General features: G+C 37.1%; 27 protein-coding genes, 1 tRNA gene and 2 pseudogenes. 2 read left to right on the top strand and 28 right to left on the bottom strand.

What is annotated here, in order from left to right:
• Window positions 1–134: 134 nt before the first annotated feature.
• Window positions 135–467 (bottom strand): winged helix-turn-helix transcriptional regulator, encoded by a 333-nt coding sequence (locus tag DW152_RS13160; RefSeq protein WP_008373705.1) that lies wholly within the window; start codon window positions 465–467, stop codon window positions 135–137.
• Window positions 468–607: 140 nt separating this feature from the next.
• Here DW152_RS13160 and DW152_RS13155 point away from each other — a divergent pair, with 140 nt between their 5' ends.
• A complete protein-coding gene (locus tag DW152_RS13155) occupies window positions 608–961 on the top strand; it encodes a cupin domain-containing protein (RefSeq protein ID WP_118288812.1) in 354 nt (117 codons plus the stop codon).
• Between the two features lie 188 nt (window positions 962–1,149).
• Here the strand turns inward: DW152_RS13155 and DW152_RS13150 are convergent, their stop codons facing one another.
• The 27 genes and pseudogenes from DW152_RS13150 to DW152_RS13005 all read right to left on the bottom strand — a co-directional run bounded on the left by DW152_RS13150 (window position 1,150) and on the right by DW152_RS13005 (window position 25,093).
• Complete coding sequence (locus tag DW152_RS13150) at window positions 1,150–2,403, bottom strand: ATP-binding protein (RefSeq protein ID WP_118288811.1); 1,254 nt, start codon at window positions 2,401–2,403, stop codon at window positions 1,150–1,152.
• A 314-nt stretch (window positions 2,404–2,717) separates the two neighbouring features.
• Window positions 2,718–3,161 (bottom strand): GNAT family N-acetyltransferase, encoded by a 444-nt coding sequence (locus tag DW152_RS13145; protein ID WP_117538423.1) that lies wholly within the window; start codon window positions 3,159–3,161, stop codon window positions 2,718–2,720.
• 25 nt (window positions 3,162–3,186) lie between these two features.
• Window positions 3,187–3,612 (bottom strand): GNAT family N-acetyltransferase, encoded by a 426-nt coding sequence (locus DW152_RS13140; protein WP_118288810.1) that lies wholly within the window; start codon window positions 3,610–3,612, stop codon window positions 3,187–3,189.
• A 454-nt stretch (window positions 3,613–4,066) separates the two neighbouring features.
• A pseudogene (locus tag DW152_RS13130) lies at window positions 4,067–4,579 on the bottom strand (ParB/RepB/Spo0J family partition protein); the annotation flags it as partial.
• Window positions 4,580–4,631: 52 nt separating this feature from the next.
• Entirely contained in the window at window positions 4,632–5,204 is a 573-nt protein-coding gene (locus DW152_RS13125) for a CDP-alcohol phosphatidyltransferase family protein (RefSeq protein ID WP_117538425.1), read from the bottom strand.
• The gene (locus DW152_RS13120) at window positions 5,194–6,258 is read right to left on the bottom strand and encodes an FUSC family protein (protein WP_117538426.1); all 1,065 of its coding nucleotides are present in this window, start codon (window positions 6,256–6,258) and stop codon (window positions 5,194–5,196) included. The genes DW152_RS13125 and DW152_RS13120 overlap by 11 nt, the downstream gene beginning before the upstream one ends.
• Window positions 6,259–6,291: 33 nt before the next feature.
• Complete coding sequence (locus DW152_RS13115; RefSeq protein ID WP_117538427.1) at window positions 6,292–7,335, bottom strand: sensor histidine kinase; 1,044 nt, start codon at window positions 7,333–7,335, stop codon at window positions 6,292–6,294.
• The gene (locus DW152_RS13110; RefSeq protein ID WP_117538428.1) at window positions 7,335–8,006 is read right to left on the bottom strand and encodes a response regulator transcription factor; all 672 of its coding nucleotides are present in this window, start codon (window positions 8,004–8,006) and stop codon (window positions 7,335–7,337) included. The genes DW152_RS13115 and DW152_RS13110 overlap by 1 nt, the downstream gene beginning before the upstream one ends.
• A gap of 18 nt (window positions 8,007–8,024) precedes the next feature.
• Window positions 8,025–9,458 carry a phospholipase D family protein gene (locus DW152_RS13105; protein WP_117538429.1) on the bottom strand — a complete coding sequence of 478 codons (1,434 nt, stop codon included), beginning with the start codon at window positions 9,456–9,458 and terminating at the stop codon, window positions 8,025–8,027.
• A gap of 198 nt (window positions 9,459–9,656) precedes the next feature.
• Window positions 9,657–11,216, bottom strand: coding sequence for a cardiolipin synthase (cls, locus tag DW152_RS13100; protein ID WP_117538430.1), 1,560 nt, complete (start codon window positions 11,214–11,216; stop codon window positions 9,657–9,659).
• A 35-nt stretch (window positions 11,217–11,251) separates the two neighbouring features.
• Window positions 11,252–11,932 (bottom strand): GTP pyrophosphokinase, encoded by a 681-nt coding sequence (locus DW152_RS13095; protein WP_117538431.1) that lies wholly within the window; start codon window positions 11,930–11,932, stop codon window positions 11,252–11,254.
• Between the two features lie 150 nt (window positions 11,933–12,082).
• Window positions 12,083–12,271 (bottom strand): annotated as a pseudogene (locus tag DW152_RS13090) (linear amide C-N hydrolase); the annotation flags it as partial.
• 293 nt (window positions 12,272–12,564) lie between these two features.
• A complete protein-coding gene (locus DW152_RS13840; protein ID WP_330411928.1) occupies window positions 12,565–12,804 on the bottom strand; it encodes a hypothetical protein in 240 nt (79 codons plus the stop codon).
• Between the two features lie 721 nt (window positions 12,805–13,525).
• Entirely contained in the window at window positions 13,526–14,626 is a 1,101-nt protein-coding gene (locus DW152_RS13080; protein ID WP_242992997.1) for a Fic family protein, read from the bottom strand.
• 87 nt (window positions 14,627–14,713) lie between these two features.
• Window positions 14,714–15,958, bottom strand: a complete 1,245-nt coding sequence (locus DW152_RS13075) for a site-specific integrase (RefSeq protein WP_243059954.1) — start codon at window positions 15,956–15,958, stop codon at window positions 14,714–14,716.
• A gap of 363 nt (window positions 15,959–16,321) precedes the next feature.
• Window positions 16,322–17,230, bottom strand: a complete 909-nt coding sequence (locus tag DW152_RS13070; protein ID WP_117538433.1) for a radical SAM mobile pair protein B — start codon at window positions 17,228–17,230, stop codon at window positions 16,322–16,324.
• Between the two features lie 14 nt (window positions 17,231–17,244).
• Window positions 17,245–17,907 carry a radical SAM mobile pair protein A gene (locus tag DW152_RS13065; RefSeq protein ID WP_118288809.1) on the bottom strand — a complete coding sequence of 221 codons (663 nt, stop codon included), beginning with the start codon at window positions 17,905–17,907 and terminating at the stop codon, window positions 17,245–17,247.
• A complete protein-coding gene (locus DW152_RS13060) occupies window positions 17,904–18,341 on the bottom strand; it encodes a radical SAM mobile pair system MarR family transcriptional regulator (RefSeq protein ID WP_008392846.1) in 438 nt (145 codons plus the stop codon). Before DW152_RS13060 ends, DW152_RS13065 begins: the two co-directional genes overlap by 4 nt.
• A gap of 127 nt (window positions 18,342–18,468) precedes the next feature.
• Window positions 18,469–18,993: a flavodoxin family protein gene (locus DW152_RS13055; RefSeq protein ID WP_118288808.1), complete on the bottom strand. Its 525-nt coding sequence runs from the start codon at window positions 18,991–18,993 to the stop codon at window positions 18,469–18,471.
• Window positions 18,994–19,057: 64 nt separating this feature from the next.
• Window positions 19,058–19,456: a hypothetical protein gene (locus tag DW152_RS13050; RefSeq protein ID WP_330411929.1), complete on the bottom strand. Its 399-nt coding sequence runs from the start codon at window positions 19,454–19,456 to the stop codon at window positions 19,058–19,060.
• Between the two features lie 13 nt (window positions 19,457–19,469).
• On the bottom strand, window positions 19,470–19,718 hold the full coding sequence (locus DW152_RS13045) for a hypothetical protein (RefSeq protein ID WP_117538435.1): 249 nt from the start codon (window positions 19,716–19,718) through the stop codon (window positions 19,470–19,472).
• Window positions 19,719–20,068: 350 nt separating this feature from the next.
• A tRNA-Arg gene (locus tag DW152_RS13030) sits at window positions 20,069–20,142 on the bottom strand.
• Between the two features lie 376 nt (window positions 20,143–20,518).
• Window positions 20,519–21,397, bottom strand: coding sequence for a DUF3881 family protein (locus tag DW152_RS13025; RefSeq protein ID WP_118288807.1), 879 nt, complete (start codon window positions 21,395–21,397; stop codon window positions 20,519–20,521).
• 77 nt (window positions 21,398–21,474) lie between these two features.
• Window positions 21,475–22,761: a serine--tRNA ligase gene (gene serS, locus DW152_RS13020; RefSeq protein ID WP_021859811.1), complete on the bottom strand. Its 1,287-nt coding sequence runs from the start codon at window positions 22,759–22,761 to the stop codon at window positions 21,475–21,477.
• Window positions 22,762–22,851: 90 nt separating this feature from the next.
• Window positions 22,852–23,379, bottom strand: a complete 528-nt coding sequence (locus DW152_RS13015) for a DUF4446 family protein (protein WP_021859812.1) — start codon at window positions 23,377–23,379, stop codon at window positions 22,852–22,854.
• A gap of 6 nt (window positions 23,380–23,385) precedes the next feature.
• Window positions 23,386–24,300, bottom strand: a complete 915-nt coding sequence (locus DW152_RS13010) for a ParB/RepB/Spo0J family partition protein (RefSeq protein ID WP_021859813.1) — start codon at window positions 24,298–24,300, stop codon at window positions 23,386–23,388.
• 31 nt (window positions 24,301–24,331) lie between these two features.
• A complete protein-coding gene (locus DW152_RS13005) occupies window positions 24,332–25,093 on the bottom strand; it encodes a ParA family protein (RefSeq protein WP_021859814.1) in 762 nt (253 codons plus the stop codon).
• An 816-nt stretch (window positions 25,094–25,909) separates the two neighbouring features.
• On the opposite strand from DW152_RS13005, the gene DW152_RS13000 reads away from it, so the two are divergent.
• Window positions 25,910–26,884, top strand: a complete 975-nt coding sequence (locus tag DW152_RS13000; protein ID WP_118288806.1) for an alpha/beta fold hydrolase — start codon at window positions 25,910–25,912, stop codon at window positions 26,882–26,884.
• The last annotated feature ends 72 nt before the right edge of the window (window positions 26,885–26,956 follow it).

Raw genomic sequence — 26,956 nt, 5'->3', positions numbered from 1 at the left:
CAGGTGGCTCTCGCCACACCGGACTGGCGGCTCTGCCGCACCGTAATATTCATCCTGCCGTTTTTCTTAATCATATACCTTTTAAAAGATATATACAAACTAGAATTGTTCAAGCTTTTCAAATACTAACGTTCTTAATTCTGTTCAATAATTGATTTATAGTAGTTACCAAAGTCAGCAAGTGAATTAACAATTGGAAGCATTTTTGTTCCGAGTTCCGTTAAGCCGTATTCAACTCTCGGTGGCTGCTCATGGTAATCGTGGCGATATGCCAGCCCATCACTCATCATTTGTCTTAAACTATCTGTCAAAACCTTTTGTGAAATACCATCTATACTTCGTTGTAGCTCATTGAATCTCCATGGACGCTCTTTCAAGTTACGCAAAATCAGCAGTTTCCATTTTCCTCCGATAAGAGATACTGCTGTTGCAACTGGGCATTCCGGTAATTCTTCTTTTGCTCGCATAATTCCCACCTCCGAGTCTATTGTAACACATTCATTTTTGAGTGTACAGTTACAAAAAGGTGCGTACTTGTTTTTGTATGTGTCTCACACTATACTAATACCAAGCAACCAGAAACTACAAATTAACTATGGAGGTTATTATGGCAAATTACACAAAAACAACTATTGGAAAGGAAAACCGAATTGAGCTGCATGAAAAGTTGTCTTTAACAGGTGCAGAAATCAGTTTAAACGAACTACCTGCAGGAGCAAATGTCCCATTTGTTCATTCTCATAAAGATAATGAAGAAATCTATGGAATTCTTTCAGGTAACGGCAAAGCCGTAATTGATGGAGAAGAAATTAGCCTTTCAACTGGAGACTGGCTAAAAATCGCACCTGCTGCAAAGCGTCAGTTTTTTGCATCCGATATTTCTGGAATTACTTATATCTGCATTCAGGTAAAAGAAAATTCTCTGGAACATTTTACAGCAGAGGATGCCGTAATCGGCTAATTAAAAGTATTTATTTACAAAAATTATTTATTGTCTGTTCTACATAATCTGCGGAACAGTCTCGTTTGTACGGATAAAAAAATAAACTGAGCCACGGCTGTTCCAACACGAAATCAGCCGTGGCCTTATTTATATCATTTCACTCTTTTTTGAAATAGAACAACACCACAGCAACAACTCAAATCGACTTAAAATTCCAGACTATTCGCATTCAGCAAGAAATACTTCATTCCCATGATGACAAAACCTTCATCATTTCTCCAAGGCTTTTTGCTGCCATTTACAATGACGATCTTCTTGAAAGAGTCCGGGATATTACGCAGAGAATTGAACTCCTGCGTCTGTTTTTCTTCCGAAGTCATGTCATATGCAACCTGGATATAGTATCTCTGGTTTCCTTGATTCACCACAAAGTCAACCTCCAACTGCTTGCGAACACGTTTGCCCTCTTTATCCTTATCGAAGATATCCACGACACCCACATCAACATTGTAGCCACGGATCAGCAGCTCGTTATAAACAATGTTCTCCATGATATGAGTAGGCTCCTGCTGTCTGAAATTCAGACGTGCATTTCTCAGTCCCAGATCAGTAAAGTAGTATTTCAGATTTGCACCGATATACTTTCTGCCCTTAATATCGTATCGGCTTGCCTTGGAAATCAAAAAGGCATCTGTCAAATGGTCGATATGCTTGGAGATGGTTTTATTAGCATAAGTCATCTGCCGCTCACTGGCAAAGGTATTGGCAATCTTTGAAGGATTGGTCGGTGCACCGATTGCAGATGCAAGCACATCAACCAGAAGCCCAATCTCATCCACGTTCTGAATCTTATTTCTTTCAATAACATCCTTCAGATAGACATTTGCAAAGATGTTCTTCAGATAGTCCGCTTTCTGTCGTTCGCTCTGGAAACTTACGATCTGCGGCAATCCTCCGTAGATCATGTAGTCATCCCAGGCATCATCATAATCACCGTCATAGACAGAATAAAACTCTGCAAAGGAGAGAGGGTAGATTCTAATCTCATCACCTCTGCCACGGAACTCGGTCACAATGTCGCTGGACAGGAATTTGGAATTACTTCCGGTGACATACACATCAATATTGCTCATGCGGAGCAGGCTGTTCAGCACTTCCTCAAATCGTGGCATGAACTGCACTTCATCCAAAAGGAGATAATACTTCCCGTCGTCTTTCATGGCATCCTTGATGTACTTGAAGCATGCCTTGGGATCTCTTAATTCCTCGTTCTCAATACCATCCAATGCAATTTCAATAATATGATCAACATCAACGCCGTTCTCCAGTAAGTATCTCTTAAAGATGGTAAACAGCAAAAAGGATTTGCCACATCTACGAATGCCGGTAATCACCTTTATCATTCCATTATCTTTTCGCTCAATCAGCTGCTGTAGGTAAGCGTCTCTTTTAATCTCCATCGTTACACTCCCCATTTCCGTGCATCTGCACACTTTTTAGTAATGAGATTCTATCACAGAACGACCTGAATTTCAATATGTATTCCCATTTTATGTGCATCTACACACTTTTATGTAATGTTGATAAATATATTTTCAGATTTTTTTGATTGCAGTGTCTATAATCGACTACTCCAATCGTTATTATAGGTAGACAACAAAAAGAAGATGGTTCCGATGTTTCATTAAATATGTTCGTTAGTCTTTTACACAAAGGATTCTATCTCCTCTGCGCCCTAATGCTTTTCGGATTCAGTTCAACAACTGGAAGTTAATTATAAAGGTCTTTGCAAATACACCATATCTACTAACTGTACTCCGCTCTCGTAGATTGGGTGATCGTAATTATCTATAAAGAAATTTGATATAATATGTGAACGGACAAAACCACACTTTTCATAAAATGGTATTGTCAGTGGGCTATCGCCTGTTCCGACTTGCAGAATGGCGTATTGTTCTCTGTAATTATTAACAATAAACTCAATTAAGGCTCTTGCATAACCTTTCCCTTGATATTCTGGAACTGTAGCAATGTTCTTGATTTCGAGTATATCATTTTTTTCATCCGTTATGACACACTCGCACTTGACCCCATTATCATCAAGTACATACATCTTGCCGCTATCAAGATAACGGTCAACCATATCTTCCTGCTCATCTGCTAATAGGAGCAAATCAAGATATTGTTTTTTATTCTCTTTAACTTCAATAATTTTCATCAATCGCACCTTCAAATTTCGATTTCTATTTTCGTTTCCATAGCATGGTGTACTCTTTTTCACCAGTAGCTTCATCCAAACCTTCACATTGAATAATGAACCCTTCTCTTTGGTAAAAAGAAATTGCTCTGATATTCTTCTGGTATACATTTAATTGTAATCTGACTTTTTTATCCTTAATATAATCCAATAAAAGCTTACCTATGCCACATGACTGCATCTCATCAGAGACAAAAATACCTTCGATATATTCATCATTTAATCCTACAAATCCTTGTATCATTTTATCTGCTTCAAACACATAAACTTCGTATTGTGACATCATTTCTTTTACTAATTCATAATTACTCTTCCAGTATTGATTGGAAATAAAATAATGTGCTTTCAGATTTGTCTTTAACCATATGTCAGCAACTCTATCGATATCTCCGTTTAGCAACTTTCTAATCATAACAAATTTTCTCCACAACTACATCCTTTATGCTTTTCTCTTTTTTTCATTCTATCACAAGCTCACCATTAATCATCATTTTTTTGATATTTTTTCTTTTCCCCCACTGTAAAACAGCCTCTGAGCGTTTCGTTATATAGAGGGGTACACATACAGAGCAAGATCCACCCATGTTTAACAGTATTGCCATTTGGCATCCTGTTCTCCTATGGGATTTATCTTGATGGGGATCTCCCCATACCCTCTCAATAACAGACGTTTCACTTGTCTGTTGGTTCCACCTAAAGGTGTTCACAGCACTATTTCTAATATCGGAAGGGGCAGCCGATATTAAAATACGTGGACTCCCGGTAGGAGGAATAGTCTCAACGGAAGGAGGAGTATGAGAACAAAAAAAAAGATAAAGAACTGAATCACAGACATTTTATAGGATTACGTCTTACAGATGTCGAACTGGATTTATTAGACCAGTATCACTGATATATTCGTAGATCCATTCCTGTATTTCCTTATCGATGTAAGAGATATCAACGGCAACCGTGAATTGAAGCTTCTTGTTATCTACCAAATCAAGAAGTTCCGGAATAGGCTCTGTTAATCGTACAAATCTTTGTACCTGAGCTCTACTTTCCCCAACTTGCTTGCTCAAGACTTCATCCGATCTCAACTTCGTCTCATTTTGAGACAAAGTTAAATCTGCTCTGATTCCCTGCCTTTTCATTGCCTCAAGTTTCATCTTATAAGCAAAAGCTTTCTCACTCGGCAACAGTTCCTCTCGCTGAATGTTAGCGTCCATCATTGCCACAATGGCATCATCATTCGGTAATTCTCTTACGATTGCCGGAATTGTCGTAAGTCCTGCCAGCTGTGCTGCATGCATTCTTCTGTGACCGAACACCATTTCATATTCTTCATTATCATCCATGCGAAGCAGTACCGGTGTCAGTACTCCATTGATCCTTACTGTTTATATCTATCTTCTCCTAAATATTTTTCTAGTCATTGCAATATAAAATTGCTTATACATTCTCTCTCTTAAGAGTCCTGGTATTCTGGATAATATACAGAGCGACCGATATGACCATCATTATAGCGCACAAACCAATCAACAAATCTGATACCATCGGTGTAATGTGGAACCATATAATATGCACCGCTGCAGTTCCATATAATAAAAAGGTTACTATCTTTCCATGCCAGTCTGCACCATGTACTTTTCCTGTCTTTCGTATCACAAGACATCCACTAACTGCCATATACAGCTCCTTACCTGCCATTATTACGATTAAAAGAAGCACATGCGGAAAACGAGTAAACAGACAGATTAACATCGCTGCCTGTGTCAGCTTATCAGCCACCGGATCAAGTATTTTTCCTAAATTACTAATCCTATGGAATCTTCTTGCGATATATCCATCAGCAAGATCCGTAAGACCAGACAGCAATAAGATTTCACCAGCTAACAGAGGATTTTTCTTTACACAATAACTCCATATAATTACCGGAATCAGACAAAGCCGAAAAAAAGAAAGAAGATTAGGAACCGTAATAATTCTATTCAAATTTTCTTCCTGATTCACTTCACTCTGCATGTACGGTCACCTCACTTTCCTTTTTTTTAGACATAAACCAATAAAATATAACACAAAATGCTAAAGCAAATACAACACCAAAAACATTTTGAATCACTCTAAGGCTAACCGCTCCTTGTAGTCCATAAGTCTCTGCAGCAATGGCTAAAGCACCAAATGTGTTAAATAATGCCTGCCAGCCATATTGTGCTGAAAATCCTACACCGATTCCACCAAGAATTCCTATATATGCATAGATTGACGAAGGAAGCAGAAAATATAATACTGTAAAACATATAACACCTGCAATATTTCCGACAATCCTTTTACGGACTCTGTAGTGCATATCTTCCATAAACGGCAAAATCGCGGACATGGCCGCAATACCAGCCCACATTGCACGTGGCATATTACAAAGTTCTGCAATGCAAAGGACAATCGGTACGCATAAAATCTGACATATCTGCCATTTTGTTCTGGAAGAAGTGATATCAAATTCTTGTATCAGATCTTTCAGATTTCTTTTATAAGTTCTGTTTTTATGATTTCGATAAAATACAAAGCAGGTAAGTGCTGCACCTAAAGCCATTCCGACTAATCGCATCTGATAGCTTTTTCCCGTAACATCATAACCATATAGCAGCAGATACCCAAGAGCCAATGTAGATTGATTAAACATGAATGGATTATGGCATCCGAACAGAATCAACACAGCCAGTGCCGCAATATTTAACAGCATTCCCAATACCGGTGAAAACTGATTTGCTAAATGCGGACATACAGTCATAATTACAAAGAACAAAGCCAAAAGCATCGTAGATTGTCCGGTGTGGATCCCCAGATCCGCATTTCTAAACACCATGAGACATAATAAGACTACTACACCTACAATGCTGTTCTCATTTCCAAATAGGATGCTGAAAATACTAACAAAGAAAAAACAAAATGCCATTGTAACAGCTATCTTCACCAGATATACCCACATATGATATAATTTTTCTTTTAATGTTTCACTCTTTTTCAACAGGTTTTTAGAACCTGCCTGATTTAACTGCAACTCCTGATAAAATGTCATATAAATTCTCCCATCTTCTAATTTATCTTAAAACTATATAATCTCATCTTTCTGCTTTGGCAGCTCTATAACAAATCTGCATCCACCATATTCACGGTTTTCTGCTTTAATTGTTCCTCCGGCACTATCTACAATCCGTTTTACAAGTGCAAGACCTAGGCCATTTCCTTCTGCTTTATGAGATCCATCTACCTGATAGAACTTGTCAAATATTCTGGATTTTACATCATCCTCTATTCCTGGTCCTTCATCTTCCAAAATGAACTTAACAGAATCCTGTTCTTGTTTCAGAAACATCGTAATTGTCCCCTTTGAAGGGCTGAACTTAATCGCATTATCCAAAAGATTTATCCAGATATGCATAAAAAGTCCTTCATTCCCAGTATATTTAACTTCCTCCAATTCTACCTGAAAACCAATTTCTTTTTCTGTCCATTTTGTTTCCAATGAAAGAAATGCCTGGCGGATCTGTTCATCCAGACGATATTCTGTTTTTTTCATTGGTATATTCTGATTCTCTAACTTGGATAACAGCAAAATATTACCAACCAATCCGGAAAGTCTTTGGGTGTTAAATAAGATTTTTTCTACATATTCCTCTTGATCCGGAGACAGTTCTTCTCCCTGAAGTAGCATTGTATATCCTTCAATGGCATTAATCGGGGTCTTAAACTCATGAGAAACATTAGATACAAAATCCATCTGCAGCACCTCTGTTGCACGAAGTTCTTTTGTCATAACGTTAAAACTTTGATAAGATTCTCCAACTTCTGCTATACGGCTGTTCGTTTCCAAATGCTGTTCAAAATCTCCCTGAGAAACTTCCTTCATTGCTTTACTAAGTCTGGTAATTGGTTCCAGTAACTTTGCATTGATAAAGGAAGTGATCAGCCCTGCAATCAATGTATTGAAAATTAAAAGCCAGCCAAGCACAGATATGCTGCCCGGCAGATTAAAAAAATGATTCAAAAAAGCAAATAATAAAGCAGATATGACTGTTGAAAATACAAGTGCCAGCCAGATTGCACCAGTCAGACAGGATCGGATCCGCAATTCTTTTTTTTTCTTTTGTTCCATTATTTTTTCACCACCTTGTATCCAATTCCACGCATGGTTACAATTTCGAAATCCGGATTGTCTTTCAAACGCTCTCTGATTCTTCCTATATGTACCTCTACTGTATGTGGGTCTGCCTCTGTCTCATATCCCCATACTTCATCCATTAACTGTTGTTTTGTAAATGTTCGGCCTGGCGAAGCTGCAAGCTTGTACAAAAGTAGAAATTCTTTTTTAGGTAAAACAAGACTTTCCTTATCCGTTGCAACCGTCATTGCATCGTAATCAAACTCTGTTGAACCGATCACAATTTTGTGTTCATTCAATATTTGCGCACGACGAAGCAATGCCCCGACTCTCAAAACCATTTCATTCACATTTACCGGTTTTACCATATAATCGTCACTTCCCGAAAGAAATCCCTGGCGCATATCATCAAAGGAACCTTTTGCAGTGATCATAAGTACTGGTATCTGATATCCTGCTGAACGAAGTTCCGATACCAGTTCATAACCATCCATAACCGGCATCATAATATCAGAAATGATCAGATCAATATATTCCCTATCCAATACCTCTAATGCCTGTGCCCCATCTGATGCACTTTTGACCTGATATCCATTCTTCTCAAGCACTTTTTGGAATAGCTGACTTAATTCTTTATCGTCTTCTACAATTAATATTTGAAACACGTTTTTCTTCCTCCTTCATCAAAACAGGTACCTTGCCCATCCAAGCAGATGTTGTACCAAAAATATATTTCTCTGACGTTTCTTTGTTAATTCAATTGGCTCTACATGATACGGATCATTATAAGTTCCGCCTTCTAATATCTGGCGGGACACTTTTTCATATTCCATCATGCCTTCTTCTAACTGTTTATTAATATCTTTACTGCGTATTACAAGCATCAGTTCCGTATCCAGATAAGCACTTCTCATGTCCATATTAAAGGAACCGATTACAGACAGATCATCGTCAATCAGAATACTTTTTCCGTGGTATGAATAACCACCTTCATATTCCCAGATATTAATTCCTGTACTTAAGATTCTATTTCTGTTTTTCGCATAATCGGCAGACCCAAATGGATTCCCATTATTCGCAACTGAATTTGTCATGATAGAAAAATCTGAAACGGTCTCTGCAATCTCCTCCCATGTATTATACATCATATCATTACAGATAATATATGGCGTGTGGATCTTCACACGATTTTTTGCATTTTTCATCAATTCTCCCAACTGATACCACACTACTGGTTCTTTGGAACCTGTGTGAATAGGATTTGACACTAATGTAATCTTTTCTGTCTCAAAAGTTTCGTCCGTATAATCGGTCTCGCAGATTCTTTCCTTATTCTCTTCAAAATATTTCTGATAGCTGTTCTGCAGCTCTAAAACTGCGTTCTTTACAGATTTTCTATTTGCCAGTTTTTTATTGTTATGAAAATAACCACTGTCTTCCTGCTTCCATATGGTTTCAAAATACTCTGACAACTGGTTAACTGAATTTTCTTTCTCAGGTTCATCGCAAACCACTAACACGTCTCTGTCATAGTTCTTATGCCCCGGAAAATCACCCAGGAAATAATTGTATGTATTTCTTCCCCCAAGAATATATCTCTTTCCATCCGTAATCAAATATTTATCATGCATTCTACCCATCATTTTCCACGGTTTCAACGGATTGGCCTTATTATACAGTTTAATTTCAACATTCTCATGGGAAGATAATCCATAGAAATACGGATTTCCTTCCATATCAATCCAGCTCTCCATTCCATCTACTAACAGACGAATATGTACACCTCTGTCTGCCGCATCATGCAGTGCTCCTAAAATCAATTTTCCACTTTCATCGGATTGAAATGCAAAAGTAGAAAGAATAATTTCCTTTTTTGCATTCTTGATCAAACGCACTCTTTGTAAAAGCGCTTCTGGATTCTTTTCTATGATTACTGCCCGTTCTGTATTTTCACTGCATTCGTTCCGTGACCCATTTTTTGTTTCTTTTTTGGTTGTATTGGACACTTCCGGCTGCTTTTTATATGCAACGCAGATTCCGAGCAATTCATAAAAAGCCACACATAAAAAAATTGCCAGTATAACAAGAAGGATTTTACATATTTTATGCTTTTTCATTGTACATCACTTGATTCCTTTTTATTTCATACTTATACAATACAAAGTCAATCTCAATTTAACCTCAACAAGGTTTATTTTTTTCATCCATGCAAAATCTTCTTTGTACAACAGACTGTTAGATATAGCAAAAACGGCCTTTCAAAAACAGTTAACTTCTAAATCAACTGTTTTTTGAAAGGTCGTTTCATCAGATTCTTATAGCAATCCAGCAAATAATCTCATAAATAATTGTCCCAGTCGCAAATATGCACCTTGTCCGGTTTGATATTGGTCTGTCACATCACGACATTCTCCCATCGTTCTTATCAGATCATTTTTTATTTCCACAACTGCCTGACAATCTGCCATAAAACAGCCGTTTTCAAAATGGTGATATAAACTTCGATAATCCAGATTAATTGTTCCACAAGTTGCCATACAGTCATCTGCCACACTCATTTTTGCATGACAGAAACCAGGAGTCCACTCATAAACACGAACACCATGTTTAACTAATCCATGATAAAAAGAACGAGTTATATTATAAATGAATTTTTTATCAGGAATACCAGGTGTGATAATTCTTACGTCTACCCCTCGCTTAGCAGCCAGACATAACGCATGCGTCATTTCATCTGTTATGATTAGATATGGAGTCATAAACCAACAATATTTTTCAGCTTTATTTATCATACTGATATAAACTTCTTCTCCTACTTGTTCATTATCCATAGGGCTGTCTGCATAAGGTTGAACAAACCCAGTTTGCTGTGCCGCATAATCATAGTGGAAAAGGTATTTACTAAAATCAGAATCATTAGCATCCTTATCACTTACTGCATTCCACATTTCCAAAAATGTCACCGTAAGCGACTGAACAGCATCTCCTTCTAAACGAATACCTGTATCTTTCCACTGTCCATACGGGTGTGTGTAATTAAAATATTCGTTTGCTAGATTATATCCACCTGTAAATCCGACTTTTCCATCAATAACTGTTATTTTTCTATGATCACGATTGTTCAAAAACAGATTTAAACCTGGCACAAATGGATTGAATACACGGCAATGAATTCCTATTGCCTCCATCTTTTTCACAAAATCTGTGTTAATAAAGCCTATAGAACCCATATCATCGTAGAATACTCTAACTTTCACACCTGCTTTTACTCGCTCTTCCAGAACATCTTGAATCTTATGCCATGCTTCAGCGTCTTCTATCGCATGATATTCCATAAAGATAAACTTCTGTGCTTTCTCCAAATCCTTAAGCTGTGCCTCTAATCCTTTCACTGCTTCATCAAAATACACAATATCCGTATTCTGATAGATTGGATACTGCGAATTTCTTTGTATGTAACTTGCTATATTTCCTGCTTTCGGAATTGCTTCTTTTATTCTGCTCAAACACTCCTGACTGTCCGGAAGCATTGGTAACAATTTGCTATCAATTTCTGCATATCGCTCACGCATTTTATGTGTGCCACCATTCAAACCAATCAACAAATACAGGCCTACACCCATAATTGGGAAAATTAGAATTAAGATGACCCAAGGCATTTTCATAGAGGATGTCTTATTTGATGCGTACAATCCCAAAACCAAGATCCCACTCAAAATCCTTGTAAATAAATTTATGATTTCTGCATATTCATTCAAGCGTGTTACGATAGTAATAATAAAAATCACTTCCAGAAGAATGCAGATTATGGAAAAACATAGCCGCTTTACCCCATTTTTTGTTTTTGCTTTGCCCTCTAAAGTATCTTGTTTCATATATATTCCACCTTCCTACTTGCTTAGTTTTCTCCCTAAATTTCATGGAACATACCAATTTTGTCTTTTATTCTCTGCATTTCATTATCTGCTTCAATGATAGCTCTTGCAGAATGAAGTAATTCTTCACTTATCTCATCATAGCCAGGCATTTCTTCAATTCCTTTTTTATAGCGAAGTTGATGTTCCAATGTTGCCCAAAAATCCATACCATTGGTTCGAATCTGTAATTCTACACGCATAGGTGTTTTACCCTTAGCAAAAAATACTGGTATTTCAACAATCATATGATAGCTTCGATAACCATTCGATTTTGGATTTTTTATATAATCTTTTATTTCAATAACTTTAATATCATCCTGTTGGGTAATCAAATCTGATATCATATAAATATCGTCAATAAACGCACAAACTATTCGAACGCCTGCTACATCATTGAGATATGTCTGTATATTTTCTGTTGTAAATTCATATCCCATCTTCTGCAGTTTATCGTAAATACTATTGGGCTTCTTAATTCTTGTTTTTATAAAAGAAATAGGATTTCGATTGTTCTCAACTGAAAATTCATCATCCAAAACCTCAAGTTTAGTTTGTATCTCCCGAATAGCACAACGATACATCATCATTAAATTATAAAATTTTGTAGCATTATTTAAAAACTGTAGTGATTCCGGACTGTCCATCCTGAGTTTTTTTACTTTATCTTTTGTCATGGAACTTTCCTTTCTACCTCATCCCTGATTTCAAAACATTATTTATTTTGATAGTTGATTCGTTCTCCTTGAATTACTGGATAACAAATTATTTTATCACTATCCAGATTTTCTACATGCATATCTACTGCACTGATCTGATGGTTTTCATAAAGGATAATCCTCTGCAACATGAGCCATTCCAATAATTGCATAATGATTTTTCATATCGCCAACATGGCGAAAATTAAACGCATAATTACGTGGTGTAATTACTATCTGATCACCATAAGAGCATTCATAATCGAGGGTTCGTCCCAAGTAAAAATCTTTTGTTTTATAAGTTGCTGCTGTACACATGATCGTTTATCCTCCTAAATAGATTGAAATATGTCAATGAGTTTTTTTCTTAAACAATAGTATAGCACAATTCTTTTATTTCGTTCCAACTTCATACATGATCATAACATGTAAACTTTAAACTATTTTCCTAGATTATTTCTCCATCAGTTTTTCAAATCAGGTATCCATAGCTAGGATGAATTGACCTACATCTGGCAATTCTTGCAGCATTTCATTTAGGATTTTGTGCTTCACATATTTCTGCACATACACCCAACAGGCAACGCTACTGGCTTCTGATACAATTTCAGCTATGGTTTTGCGCATAAGCTCTTCAAATTCAGCAATTTCTTCTTTCGGAACAACATCATACAGTGTGGTGCCTGATGACTTATTTTTACTCCATTTTCATTTGCATCTTTAAGCAGATTCTTAACTTTTTCTCTTGAATCCTCCGGTACTTTCATGTACTCCCACATAAATGCTACCACATCGGCTGGTGTGTCTTTTTTTAGTGGTGGTAACTGAATATAATCATTGTTTTCGCTCATTTTCATATCCTCCTCACGATATAATAAAATCAATAATACGTTCTCTTGTCATATCCAGTACAGTATCTACGAAAACTCCTGCAAACAGGATCAGATACAGAATAACACTCAGCGAAAACAGGAATGCAACCCAAATGTAAGCTGGACTTTCTAAAACCCATGTTTGCAAACCGGTAATTTTGATTAGCTGTCAGCTAACAAAAATCGGATTGTGTTAGCTGGAAATTGATCATTTGGAATGGAATTTTGTGTCACGAACGTGAGTAGAAAATAACAAAAGCGTTCGTTGTCAGCTAATCCAGCTAACATTTTCGAACGCTTTGAAGCCCGTCGCCAAGAGGATTTGAACCTCCGACCCCTCGCTTAGGAGAGCTCCAACCTATTGTCACTCTCTGTCAATCTGAGGTAAGGTAAACCCATATGAGATACTATTAGAAACTGTTTCCTATTCAATTTGAGTTATTCTGAATACCCCCTCTGTCAAGCTCTGTAAAGCTCTGAAAGTTAGCTGATTGTTTGCTCCAGCTAATAATTGGGGAATGCCTTGATATTACCATCGACATCTGTTATATGACCACCATGCTTCGTACGTTCGATCATGGTAAACAGTATTCAATTAAACTTCCTATCGAAAGCACGAGATATTTTCTTGTCTATAAATAATATAACGCATACGAGACGGTTTGTCCATGCGTTTTTGACTGGCAAATTTTATATTTTATTACGATATTTTTTTCAAAATCTTTTTCTCATTTGTCTTTGAAAAATCACTTAACCGATAAGATCGGACTCGTGTCTTTACAATGATTGGAATTAACAAACCATTATTTACCAGCTTTGCACATCGATTAATAATCGTTTTGTTGGTTACACCAAGCATTTTGCTTACTTCAATTGGTGTAAACTCATATAATCGCTTTTTTAACAGAAATGCTAAGAATTCTTTTTCTTTTGCATTTAAATAAGATAGACTTCCATCTAACTCGTCGTTTTCGGATGTTTTTGATAATTCATATACCTTTTTAGAATACAATTCCATCATCCGCAAAAAATAATTGATCCATATTTCCGGATGAGGAGGGTTTTCTCTTCCTGAATAATATAACGCCGGTAACCCCATTTGCAGTGATGCATAATACTCATCTGGATCATAGGCAAAATATTCTTCCAGAGAACCTATTCCATTAAAACCATATCCATAATAATCAAGAATATAGCCTGACATTAATCTGGCGGTTCTTCCATTTCCATCTTCAAAAGGATGAATGGTAACCAATTGATAATGAACTACAGCAGCAATAATCAGCGGATGATCATCTGTAGTATTTACATATTCAACAAGTTCATCCAACAAGTCTGGAATATCAATATACTCTGGTGGAATATATTCCGCTGCGCCTGTTTCGGAATCATATACTGCAAATAACATTCCAGGTGGCATAGGGCCTCTTAAGCCTATCTTTTCTTTTGACGCACCTTTTTCAACCATTGCCTGCACTTCTAAAATCATTTCTTTTGAAAAAACTTCTTTCTTTTTCAGTTTTTCTTCTAAAAAATTTAAAGCTAAAAAGTAATTACGAACTTCCTGTTCTGGCTTTAAAAAATGTTTGTGAGGATCACTATCAATAGCCTCATTTGCCTGTTTTTCAGTTAATGGATTTCCTTCAATCTTATTAGAAGCATAGGAACTTTTTTTCTTAGAGTTTTTTCTAAGTCTGTTTTTTATAACAGGTGGCATTTCTATCGTACTAAGAGAAAAACGCTTTTCGTCTATTTCCGATATTCTTTTTAAAATTTCATTTGTTAGCGTAACCTTAATCACATGATCCACCTCCATTTCATCCATATATTATATCGTTTTATGAATCGTTTTTCCACTAAAATTACACTATTTTTTCACTATTTTTCATTACTTCATCGTCTTCGCCAGTGAATTGAGCAACGCCCGCATCTCTGGATTAGCCAACACTTTTACCAGAAGTTCCGGATCGACTTCATCAGCAACAGTAGTATTATTATTTTCCTGCTGTACATGCATCTGTGGATCCAGATTCTTTTTCTCATAAAACGCTTCTTCAAAAAGCTCTGCATTTTTCCTTCGGTCATCATCCAGAATATGAGAGTACACATCCGTAACCATATTGACCTGAGCATGGCCGGAATCACCCTGTACCGCCTTGATGTCTCCACCATTCAATTTCAGCTTATAAGTAACGCTGCTATGACGAAAACTGTGAAATACAACCGGTGGGAGATTATAGTCCTCGATCAGTTTTTTTAAAGGACCACGTATTGCTCCATCTCCTAGAGGAAGCCCAAAGGTACTTGCCATAACCAGGTTATAGTCCATATATTCATCACCAAGGATTTCTTTCATTTCATCCTGTTCCGCTTTCCAGTCTACCAACATATTAGCGACACTCTTTGGTAAGAATATCTTACGCACACTGCTTTCTGTCTTTGGTGTTTTCAGAATACGGACCGTAGAATTCTTCTTATGATTTGTCGGGAATACCAACAACACATCTTTTCCATCCAATGCATTCAACGATTCTTTTCTTATACGCTGTGATTCTTTGTTGATGAAGACATATGCACGGTTTTCTTCAATTGCCTCAGGAGAAATATCTACACAATCCCAGGTAAGACCAAGCAGCTCACCAAGTCGTAAGGAACATGAAAAGGATAGATTTATTGCAAGCTTTAATCGCTCATCTTCACAGACACTGAGCGCATACATTAATGTATCCGCTGTCCAGATGTCTCTTTTTTGTGATTTATGTTTTGGTACAGTCGCATGGGTGCAAGGATTCTTCTCCATTAACTCCCATTTCACTGCCTGTTCAAAACAGTTTCTAAGCAACTTATTAATATCCCTGACCGTACTGGAAGATACAAATTCATTTCGACTGGTTTTATTCAATGGATTGATAACTGCACGTCTCTTCAAAAGACTCTGATAATATCTTTCGATGAATCTGGTATTGATCTCTGAGAGTTTCGTATCACCAATGATCGGAAGAATATAGTTATTGATAAGAGAGACATTTCCTTCATATGTAGAAAGCGCCCAGTTTTCTTTGCCATAAAGTGCAACATATTCTGTAATAAGCTCGTCCAGTGTTTTGCATTTACGGACGACAAATGATCCCATCTCTTTTTTATATTCAATTTCTTTTTTTCTTCTCTTTGCTTCGGCTTTCGTTTCATAGGTTTCCCATTTCTGTTTTCTCTGACATTTCTTTATCCTCTTTTCCTTGAAATATGAAAGAAAAATTATTCCTTCATATAACGAAACGCTCAGAGCATGTTTTACAGTGGTCAAAAGCAAATTTTTTTACTTTTTTTCTTACGAGTTTTCTTGCGAGTTTTTTTAATGCAATTCGCAAGAAACTCGTAACATTAGATTTTTACATTTTTCATGAAATTAAGTAAAGAAAAAGAGCATATGGAATTGAATCCATACACTCTATGATTACTGGAACTTTATTTCATTTTTAATTCAACAAACTGGAATTTAGCGATTTCTTTTTCCGGTATTCTCTGTTCCACGGACTTCCTCATGATAGAAATAATCTACGATGATTGGATGTCCCTGTGGCACCCTGCCGTAGGGCATTTCATTATCAACAAAGGAACAGTCATATTGCTTTGCCATTTCTTCGGCTTTTTCTTCCAGAGTTTTGAAATAGCTGCGGTTGTGCTTGTTATAGATTTCGTCATAAAGCGGCACAAGGTCAGAATGTTTCTCTGCTATGTAATCCATAATCGTCTTTTTGAAGCCGCCCCGAAGATTGAGGTTTTCTAGCCAGAACAGATCGCACTGATCCTTTACCCGCTCAAAGATCGCTTCAAAGTCCGTGATACCGGGAAATACCGGGGATACGAAACAGACTGTACGGATCCCTGCTTCATATACCTGCTTCATAGCAGCGATACGACGCTCAATGCTTGAAGCAGAGTCCATATCGTTCTTGAAATTTTCATCCAGTGTGTTGATCGACCATGAAACGGTCACTCGTCCAAGCTTTATCAGCAGATCAATATCCCGTACCACAAGATCAGACTTTGTGCAGATCAGAATATCTGCGTCACTGCCGATCAGCTGCTCCAGAAGTTTTCTGGTATTCCCGAATTGCTCCTCCTGTGGATTGTATCCATCTGTCACAGAACCGATGACCACCCGTTGTCCGGCATATTTCTTCGGATTTTTAATTTCCGGCCAATGCTTCACATCAAGGAAAGTGCCCCATTCCTCCTTGTGCCCGGTAAAGCGCTTCATAAAAGAAGCATAGCAATACTTGCAGGCATGTGTACAGCCCACATAGGGATTGACCGAGTAACCGCCTACCGGCAGACTAGACTTAGTCATGATGTTCTTTGTTTCCACCTCACGAATGAGGATTCCATTTATTACTTCTTCCATGATTTCTGTACCTCTTACACTTTATTAAATTCTTCCGGCATTTCCTGAATCATATTTTCATCCCCTATGATAGGGACAAGGTCTTCCTTCATAAACACCGGAATACCGAACTTATGTGCCTGGTCCGCCAGAGACCATGCCCATTCCGGCTCCGTATGAATCTTCCTGCTCTGAGCTCCGGTCATGGTGCCGACAACGATCCAATTGATTCCGGAAAGGTCAACTGTGCCTGGATCGTCGAATAACGGCTCAAAGGTAACATGGTAATGTTTTGCTCTGACGTTTTTCCGAAGGGCGTCGATACGCCACAGTTCTGCTTTCCTCGTCACCGTAGCGCCAAACCATGCGTTTTCCAGATCGGTATCAAAATCCAGCAAATCAGGTCGCTTGGTAAGGAACAGGAACTGATGCTGTGGATTTTCACGGATCTTTGCAAACACCTCGTCTCTCCATTCCGGCTTCCATCCGGAGAGATCGCTCATCCCGGTAAGAAGAAAGTTCTGCGGACGTTTCTTTTCCATCATCTTGAGCTTACCCGGAAAGAATTCAGGGTCAGCGAAGTCATCAATCATATGCCAGCGTTTCACGTTGTTGCGGGCATAGCAATATGTACACCCCACTGTGCAGCCGATGACGATATTCATGTTCTGAATCTGATCTTTGATACAAATACTCATGACTTCTGCCACTCCTCAAGATTCTTTCTGATGCGGTCGAGGCATTCCTCAAACCGGGTAATTTCTTCCTCTGAAAAACCTTTGTAGTAAATATTGCCCATCTCATCAGATACAGAATCGTACTCGCCCTTTAAGGCATGTGCTTTCTCAGTCAGAAACAGGAGTGTTTTCCTTTTGTCCGTTTCAGACTGAACACGGCTTATCAGCCCTTGATTTTCCATTCTTTCCAGCATCGTAGTAAGAGATGTTATCGCTAATCCGCATTTAGTCGAGAGTGACCTGATTGAGATACCATCCTCCTGCCACAGCACATAAAGAATACGTCCCTGGGCTCCATTAAACGCATCAATATTCTTTTCACTGAGAATCTTCTCGAAAATCCGGTCTCCAAGCTGTTTTATTTTGGTGACAAGAAATCCTCCATTCATTTCCATACAAAAGCTCCTATATAGTAGTTTATTAAAAACATACTATATAGGAGCTTTATTGTCAAGAGTTTATATGTCCTAATAGGTAAATTCCGTTTTTTTCAATTCTCCAAACTGGAATTTGGTGTGTGCTTTATAAATTTTTTCCGATCCACTCAAGTTCGTTCATGGAATCCTTATTTTTTTCAAGTTCATCTCTGGCTGTTGCGTAATATGATTTTTTGAAAAGCATATCCCATGAAAGATATTTTGCCATACAGTCAAACTGCTTATCAATCAGCTCATACTGGATACTGCCTACGGGAGAACCACCTACAACAATTATGCCAACTTTTTTGTTTTTTAACTGCAATCCACGGCAGTAGCACTTATCAATGATAAGTTTCAATTGTGCTGACATTCCCCACCAATAAACTGGTGTAGCAAAAAGAATCATATCTGCGGCAGCAATTTTATTAATTGTAGAATTTGTATCATCCTTATCGACGCATCCCTTAGAGCATTGACAGACACCACATCCCTTGCATGGTGCAATGTTGAGTTTGTCGGGTTCAATGATTTCAATTTTATTCTTTTCTGACGCTCCTTTTATAAATGCATTGATTGCTGCCAGCGTATTTCCTTTTCTGGCACTTCCATTAATAATTACAATTTTCATGCGTGTATCCTCCAACTTCCGATTTGCACTTCAAATCGTTTTCTTCATTCTATCACAGCATCTATTATTCTGCCATCAATCTTTCGAACCAGGTATCCATGACAATAATAAACTGGCTTACCCCTTTCCATTCTTGCAGCATTTCATCCAGAGTTTTGTGCTTCACATATTTCTGTACATACACCCAGGTGGCAACACTGCTGGCCTGAGAGATAATTCCTACTATAATTTTACGCATAGTTTCTTCAAATTCCGCGATTTCTTCTTTTGGAACGATGTCATAGAGATCTGGAATCTGAAAATCTTCCTTCTCACAATTTTCATCCACATCAATTAGATCTGCCGTCACTCTCTTTCTGGATTCCTCAGGTAATTTCAAATATTGCCAGATCATTGAGACCACTTCGGACGGTGTGTCTTTTTTGATTGGTGGTAATTGTATAAAATCATTCTTTTCACTCATTTTCATATCCTCCTCACGATATAATAAAATCAATAATACGTTCTCTTGTCATGTCCAGTACAGTATCTACAAACACTCCTGCAAACAGGATCAGATACAGAATTACACTCAGCGAAAACAGGAATGCAACCTGTACCCAATCATGGTAACAGTATGCAGTCGCTATAATCAACAAAGTGAATATAAATCCAAGGATCCCTCTGACAACCGCATAAGTCTGTACTGTCATCTTCACTGCCAGGCCGATCACAAAAAGTATCAGCTATCTTGACTCCTTTCCTCCAGGATTCAGGACACTAAAAAATGCCTGCCTGGAACTTTTACAGATAGTAAAGTTCCAAACAGACATTGCTGTTTGACCATTAGCTGTAGCTAATAGAATTGAATACTGTTTCAGCTAATTCATGTTTGCAAGTTTGGGAGAGTTTGTTTCTTTTCCCGCCTTTTCTCTGATTTACATCCCCGAATAAGGGGTGACAACAGAGTGGAACCCAAATGTTAGCTAGAAATTGATCATTTTGAATGGAATTTCATGTCACGAACGTGATTAGAAAATAACAAAAGCGTTCGCTGTCAGCTAATCCAGCTAACATTTTCGAACGCTTTGAAGCCCGTCGCCAAGAGGATTTGAACCTCCGACCCCTCGCTTAGGAGGCGAGTGCTCTATCCAGCTGAGCTATGACGACACATGCCGCAAACCCTTGATTTTACTGGGTTTCTGGGATTTTTCCCTTCGGCCATATATAAGATTATCAACTCTTTTTCGAGTTGTCAATCTACAGATTTTTTCGATTTGGTAACATTAGAACGTTCCCCAATTTGGGGAATGCTTTGTTGTCACCATTAGCATTTTTCAGAATAGATTCGAACTGAAAGTTGTTTTTCATTTTTTCCCTTTGGGGAATGCCTCGGCTTTCTCTTAGGAGGCGCTTATTTTATCAGTTAAACTAACAAGACTTATTGCCAGAATGTTATTATAACACTCTGGCATATAAAAATCTACATTTCTTTCTAAACAGATCTTATTGCAAATAAATCACCTGCAGAATTGCCCACAAACAACTAAAAATTAATCCGCCCTTGCATCCAGATTTTTCCTTTGAACCGGCGTCCGGCTTTCGGCTCTCCAAATACTCGGTGAACCGGCACGCAGACATCGAATTTTAGGTCATTTACTTCCAGATTCATCACATAGAGTTCCTCTTTTGTGTAAATGTTTTCCACAATCTGCACACCTGTTATCACACCCAGGATGGAATACCGGTCACACTCTACACTGTAAGGCATGATGTATGTATCTACAATACTGAATACATCTTCTTTAATCAGCCTTCTTGATACTTTTGTGTAAATGTCTATATCATCCAACGCCAGATTCTCGATTGCTTCCGCATCTCCGGCTCTTGCAGCACTGACAAGCATCATCCGGTTATGCACATCTTCCGACTGCTGCTGTTTCTGTGATTCGTCCTTCATTACCGGCAGGAGAATCTTTCCCTCATTGCACAGCCCGGATAATGTAATAGAGTCATAACCTCCCGGCTCCTGCGGATGCCATTTCTTTTTCAGATATTCCATATAATTCTGAATCCGGAACATTAATGTAACACCTATTTTCACATCTTCACAGATGCCGATGTAGGACTGTTGATCCTTTGTTCTTTCCACCGTTACATCTGCATATGTTGTAATTCCGGTTCCGTAAAAATAAGGATATATATATTCTCTTTCAAATATTCCATTACTGTCCTGAAATCCACCCGCTGCAATTCCAATATTTTTTGCAAATTCTTTTTTATACTCGCACCGGTCATATTTATCTGCAGTTACAGACATTACAGCACGTTCATTATTCTCCTGCTCCAGCCCCTGCAATAAACGATCCAGTTCTTGTTTTGACTTTACACTTTCCATTCCAATTGCAGTTAAATATTGATGCATTTTACTTCCTCATTAATTATCCCCGGAGTCATTCGCTGTGGACTTATTTATCCACAATTTACACATTTATTCCGGTATTATTTTGGTCTGATCTCGCTCTTACCACCCATATACGGTCTGAGAACTTCCGGAATCTTGACAGATCCGTCAGCCTGTAAATTGTTCTCCAAGAACGCGATTAACATTCTCGGTGGAGCAACAACTGTATTATTTAATGTATGAGCGAAATATTTGCTTCCATCTGCTCCTTTAACACGGATACCAAGTCTTCTTGCCTGAGCATCTCCAAGGTTTGAACAACTACCTACTTCAAAATATTTTTTCTGTCTTGGAGACCATGCTTCAACATCACATGATTTTACTTTCAGGTCTGCAAGGTCACCAGAGCAACATTCCAGTGTACGTACCGGGATGTCCATAGAGCGGAACAGATCTACTGTATTTTTCCATAACTTATCATACCACTGTTTGCTTTCTTCCGGTTTACATACAACAATCATTTCCTGCTTTTCAAACTGGTGAATACGATATACACCTCTTTCTTCGATACCGTGTGCACCTTTTTCTTTACGGAAGCATGGAGAGTAACTTGTCAGTGTCTTTGGCAGTTCTTCTTCTTTAGTCATTGTATCAATAAATTTACCGATCATAGAGTGTTCACTTGTTCCGATCAGGTAAAGATCCTCTCCTTCGATCTTATACATCATGGAATCCATCTCTGCAAAACTCATAACACCTGTTACAACGTTACTTCTGATCATAAACGGCGGGATACAGTAAGTAAATCCACGGTCGATCATGAAATCACGTGCATAAGATATTACTGCGGAATGAAGTCTTGCAATATCTCCCATCAGGTAGTAGAAACCGTTTCCTGCTACTTTTCCTGCTGCCTCAAGATCTATACCATCAAAACTTTCCATAATATCTGTGTGATACGGGATTTCGTAATCTGGAACAACCGGCTCACCAAATTTCTCAATCTCTACATTCTCGCTGTCATCTTTTCCAATCGGAACAGACGGATCAATGATGTTCGGGATGACCATCATGATCTTCTTAATTTCAGCTTCTACATCTTTTTCTTCAGCTGACAGGCTTTCTACACGATCTGCATTTGCCTGTACTTTTTTCTTCAGTTCTTCTGCTTCTTCTTTCTTACCATGTGCCATACATGCACCGATTTCTTTGGAAATTTTATTTCTCTCTGCACGAAGAGCTTCTACTTCCTGTTTGATATCTCTGTTTTTCTGATCCAGCTCGATTACTTTGTCCACTAATGGAAGTTTTTCATCCTGGAATTTATTCTTAATATTCTGCTTCACCACATCTGGGTTCATTCTTAAAAATTTAATGTCTAACATATTGTATCCTCCTCATTTTGTAATTAATATAGGTTTATTATTATCCTTTAGTTTTATAATTACCTTATATAATAGTTTTACATTTTACTGCTATTTTTCTACAGTTTCCGGTGTATATTCCTGGAAAATCGCTTTATCCAGTGCTTCTGCCTCTTCCTCAGCAAGTTCAACAAAGCTCTCACCTTTAACAATTTCTTTTACATAAGTGTAACAGCCTTCTCTACTATGCATTGCATTCAGGATAAATCCATTATTACGATTATCCAACAGTGCAAGTACGAAACTAAGTTTACCTCCCATTTCGTTAAATGCATCGTATTTCACAACACCAATCTTCTGGTAATTTCTATCCATCTTCCGGTTCAGTTCACGAATGTCAAGACGGTTCTGTTTTACAACTTTTACTACGGATTCAAGATCTGTATAGCGTTCTTTCATGCTCTCTTCAAGAGTTTTACCGTCTTTTCCTTTCATAAACGTCTGATAGCTGCTTTTTAGCCTATTGTAGTTCATTGTAACATTTACAGTAAGGATAAACAACACAATAATCAAAATCAACATTAAGATAATAATGATTCCCGGATCAATCCCTATTGTACTTAAGATTTTGCTTTCCATAAGTTCTTATTCTTCCTTTCCTATTGTCATAATCATCTCGAACATACGTTCTAATTCTTTTTCTGAATAATACTCTATTTCTATTTTACCTTTTCCATTGCTTTTTGATGCAATACTGACCTTCGTTCCCATAACTTCTTTCATACGGTTTTCCAGATCTTTATAAACAAATTCATTCTCTACTGCTTTCTTTTCTTTTGGTTTTTTCGGATTCTTAATCTCCTTAACCAGCTTTTCTGTTTCACGTACACTTAATTTTTCATCGAAAATACGATTTGCAAGCTCATACTGTAATTTCTTATCGTCAATTGCCAGCAGCGCTCTTGCATGTCCTGTAGAAATCATCTCATCAATAATCATCTGCTGTACTTTATCATCCAGTTTCAGCAAGCGCATAGAGTTTGTTACAGCGGTACGACTTTTTGAAACTCGATCTGCGACTTCATCCTGTTTCAATTGAAATTCTTCGAGAAGTTTTTTAAATGCCATAGCTTCTTCGATTGGGTTCAGATTTTCTCTCTGAATATTTTCAATCAAACGAATTTCCACAATTTCCTGTTCACTGTATTCTTTTACTATTACAGGTACCTCTTTGATACCGGCCAACTTTGCTGCACGCCATCTTCTTTCGCCTGCAATAATCTCATAATAATCTTTAATTTTTCTGACAAGCAACGGCTGCAAAACCCCATGAAGTTTGATAGAATCAGCGAGCTCAAGTAATGCATCTTCCTCGAACTTCTTTCTCGGCTGCTCTCGGTTTGGTTCGATCATGCTGATTTTCATCATCTGAACGCCGTCTTTCATTTCTTCTTTTTTCTCTTCAGCTTTTTGTACCGTCTCTGTATTTTTCTTAGCCGGTTTATTATCCGGTATCAAACTATCAAGACCTTTTCCAAGACCTTTTTTCTTAACCGCCATCTCTCATTCGCCTCCTGCATTATTTTCCGTATTATTCTTTTTCCATCACCTCATCCGCCAGGCGCATATAACTGTCTGCACCTGCAGATTTTGGATCATATTTGTTAATCGGCATACCATAACTCGGTGCTTCTGCCAATCGAATATTGCGAGGAATAATTGTTTTATATATTGTCTGATCTAAGTTATCTTTTACATTTTCAACGACTTGCAACGAAAGATTAGTTCTTGCATCATACATTGTAAACACAACACCTTCTATTGTCAGTTGCGGGTTCAGACGATCACGAACCAACTCGACTGTATGAATCAGCTGGCTTAACCCTTCCAGCGCGTAATATTCACACTGAATAGGAACTAATACAGAATCTGCTGTAGTCATTGCATTAATTGTCAGCATACTCAAAGATGGTGGACAGTCAATTACTATATAATCATAGTCTTCTTTAATATTTGCAATCGCATTTCTTATAATATACTCTTTTTCATCTACATCAAGAAGCTCAATTTCCGCTCCGGACAAATCAATACTTGTTGGTATTATATCCAGATTTTCCAGAACATCCCTCACAATCACTTCATTAATTGATGATTCTCCTATAATCAAATCATACACTGTGTTTTCAACATTATTTTTATCAACACCTAATCCACTTGTCATATTTCCCTGCGGATCCATATCCACCGCCAGAACTTTCTGTCCTTTTTCCGCAAGGCATGCCGATAAGTTGATAGCTGTAGTTGTTTTTCCCACTCCACCTTTTTGGTTGGCAATAGCTATAACTCTTCCCATTTTTATCACCTTTCTATTTTGAGCTTCTTCTAGTATAGCATTTTTTATTTTACTTTTCTATAAATGTTTCACGTGAAACATAATTTTTCACTTTTTTATAATTGTTTCACGTGAAACATTTATATTTTTGTCTATTTATAATCTTAATGAATATTACCTGCTTACTATAATAATTAGACTGTCTTTAGAATATAACGTTTAAGACTGATCTCTTTGGCGGCACACAGCATAGAACAATTTACAAGCAACTTTTGATTCCGGTATCATATTATATCATTAAATTTTATTCGTATCTTTAATATTATCTTAATTTTGTCTTATACTGTTGTAATTGTTTTAAACATATCAATTTATTTATAAGCAAGTAAAGAAAATTAACGTCCTGATTTTATGATGATTTATTTATAATTACATATAATTTACAATTACATATTCTTTCTTCAAATTATAAAATTCATCGTCCCATATTGTATATGTTTCACGTGAAACATATTACTTATAATATTAGAATAATTTATGACTAACCAAAATAATTTTCTAACTGTCAACGTTATATTATTCTTGCAGCAATATTTATGAAATAATGTTTTCTTTCATTCTTTAAATTCTTGCAATAAATGTTTCACAACAACTATTCATTTATATATTACGATATTTTCCAAAAAGCATCTGTATCACTATGTTTCACGTGAAACATTTACTTTAATTTTAGCATGTGGTATTATTTATATTGTAGTATCAAACGTTTTCACTGATTCCATTAATCAGAAGATCAACATTTGATGTGACAATATATAAGCAAAAGGAGTAATACTCATGAGTTGGAAAAAGAAAGCTATTACTATATCTGCATTATCTGCATTGACAACATTTACTATACATTTGGCTAATAAAATAATTGATATTTCCGCGACTTCTGAAAATCACGAGCAAAACACAGCCGGTTCTTACTTTGATTGGAAATTTGGAAATATATATTATGAGAAATATGGCGAAGGTGAGCCTGTTCTTCTGATTCATGATTTTTCTGTCGGAAGTTCATCTTATGAATGGCACAGAATCATTGATAAACTGGCAAAAAGCCATCTTGTTTATACAATTGATCTGCTTGGATGCGGAAGATCCGAGAAACCATCCATCACTTATACTAATTATTTATATGTGCAATTAATCACAGACTTCATTAATCAAGTTATTGATTCACCTTGTGATGTCATAGCAACCGGTATTTCTGGATCATTCGCAATTGCAGCTGTACAGAACAACAAAAATCTTATAAATCGCATTATACTTGTAAATCCTGAAGATGTGAATAAATTAAATAAGATGCCATCAAAGAGAAGTAAATCTCTGACATGGTTTCTAAATATGCCTGTATTCGGCACTTATTTCTATAATATATTAGTAAAAAGGAGACTTATTACAGATAAATTCAAGAACGAATATTTCTATGATCATTACAAATTAAAAGAGGAATATATTAACAACTACTACGAAACAGCTCATCTGGACCACTCTTCATCCAAATATTTGCTATCCAGTCTGCTTGGCCATTATACAACTGTTAATGTCTATCATTGTATGAAATCGTTAACAAATAGTATTTTCATTATATCTGGAGATGAAGATTCCCGAAATGCTGATATTGCGTGCAAATATGAAAGTATTCTTCCATCTATCGAGATTATGAAAATAGAAGATACCAAACATCTTCCTCAATTAGAAAGACCTGATGCTTTCATTGAGCAATTAGCTGTAATACTTTCCTACGAAGATGAAACGACAATTTAGTATTATACAAGGTAAAGCAAAAAGATGAATGTGCCTGCCCCATGCGCTACGTACATTCATCTTTTTTATTAT

Source organism: Dorea sp. AM13-35 (genome assembly GCF_003473885.1).
Classification (GTDB): Bacteria; Bacillota; Clostridia; order Lachnospirales; family Lachnospiraceae; genus Dorea_D; species Dorea_D hominis.
Note: the sequence above shows the minus strand (reverse complement) of the source record. Positions and strands in the feature narration are given on the sequence as shown.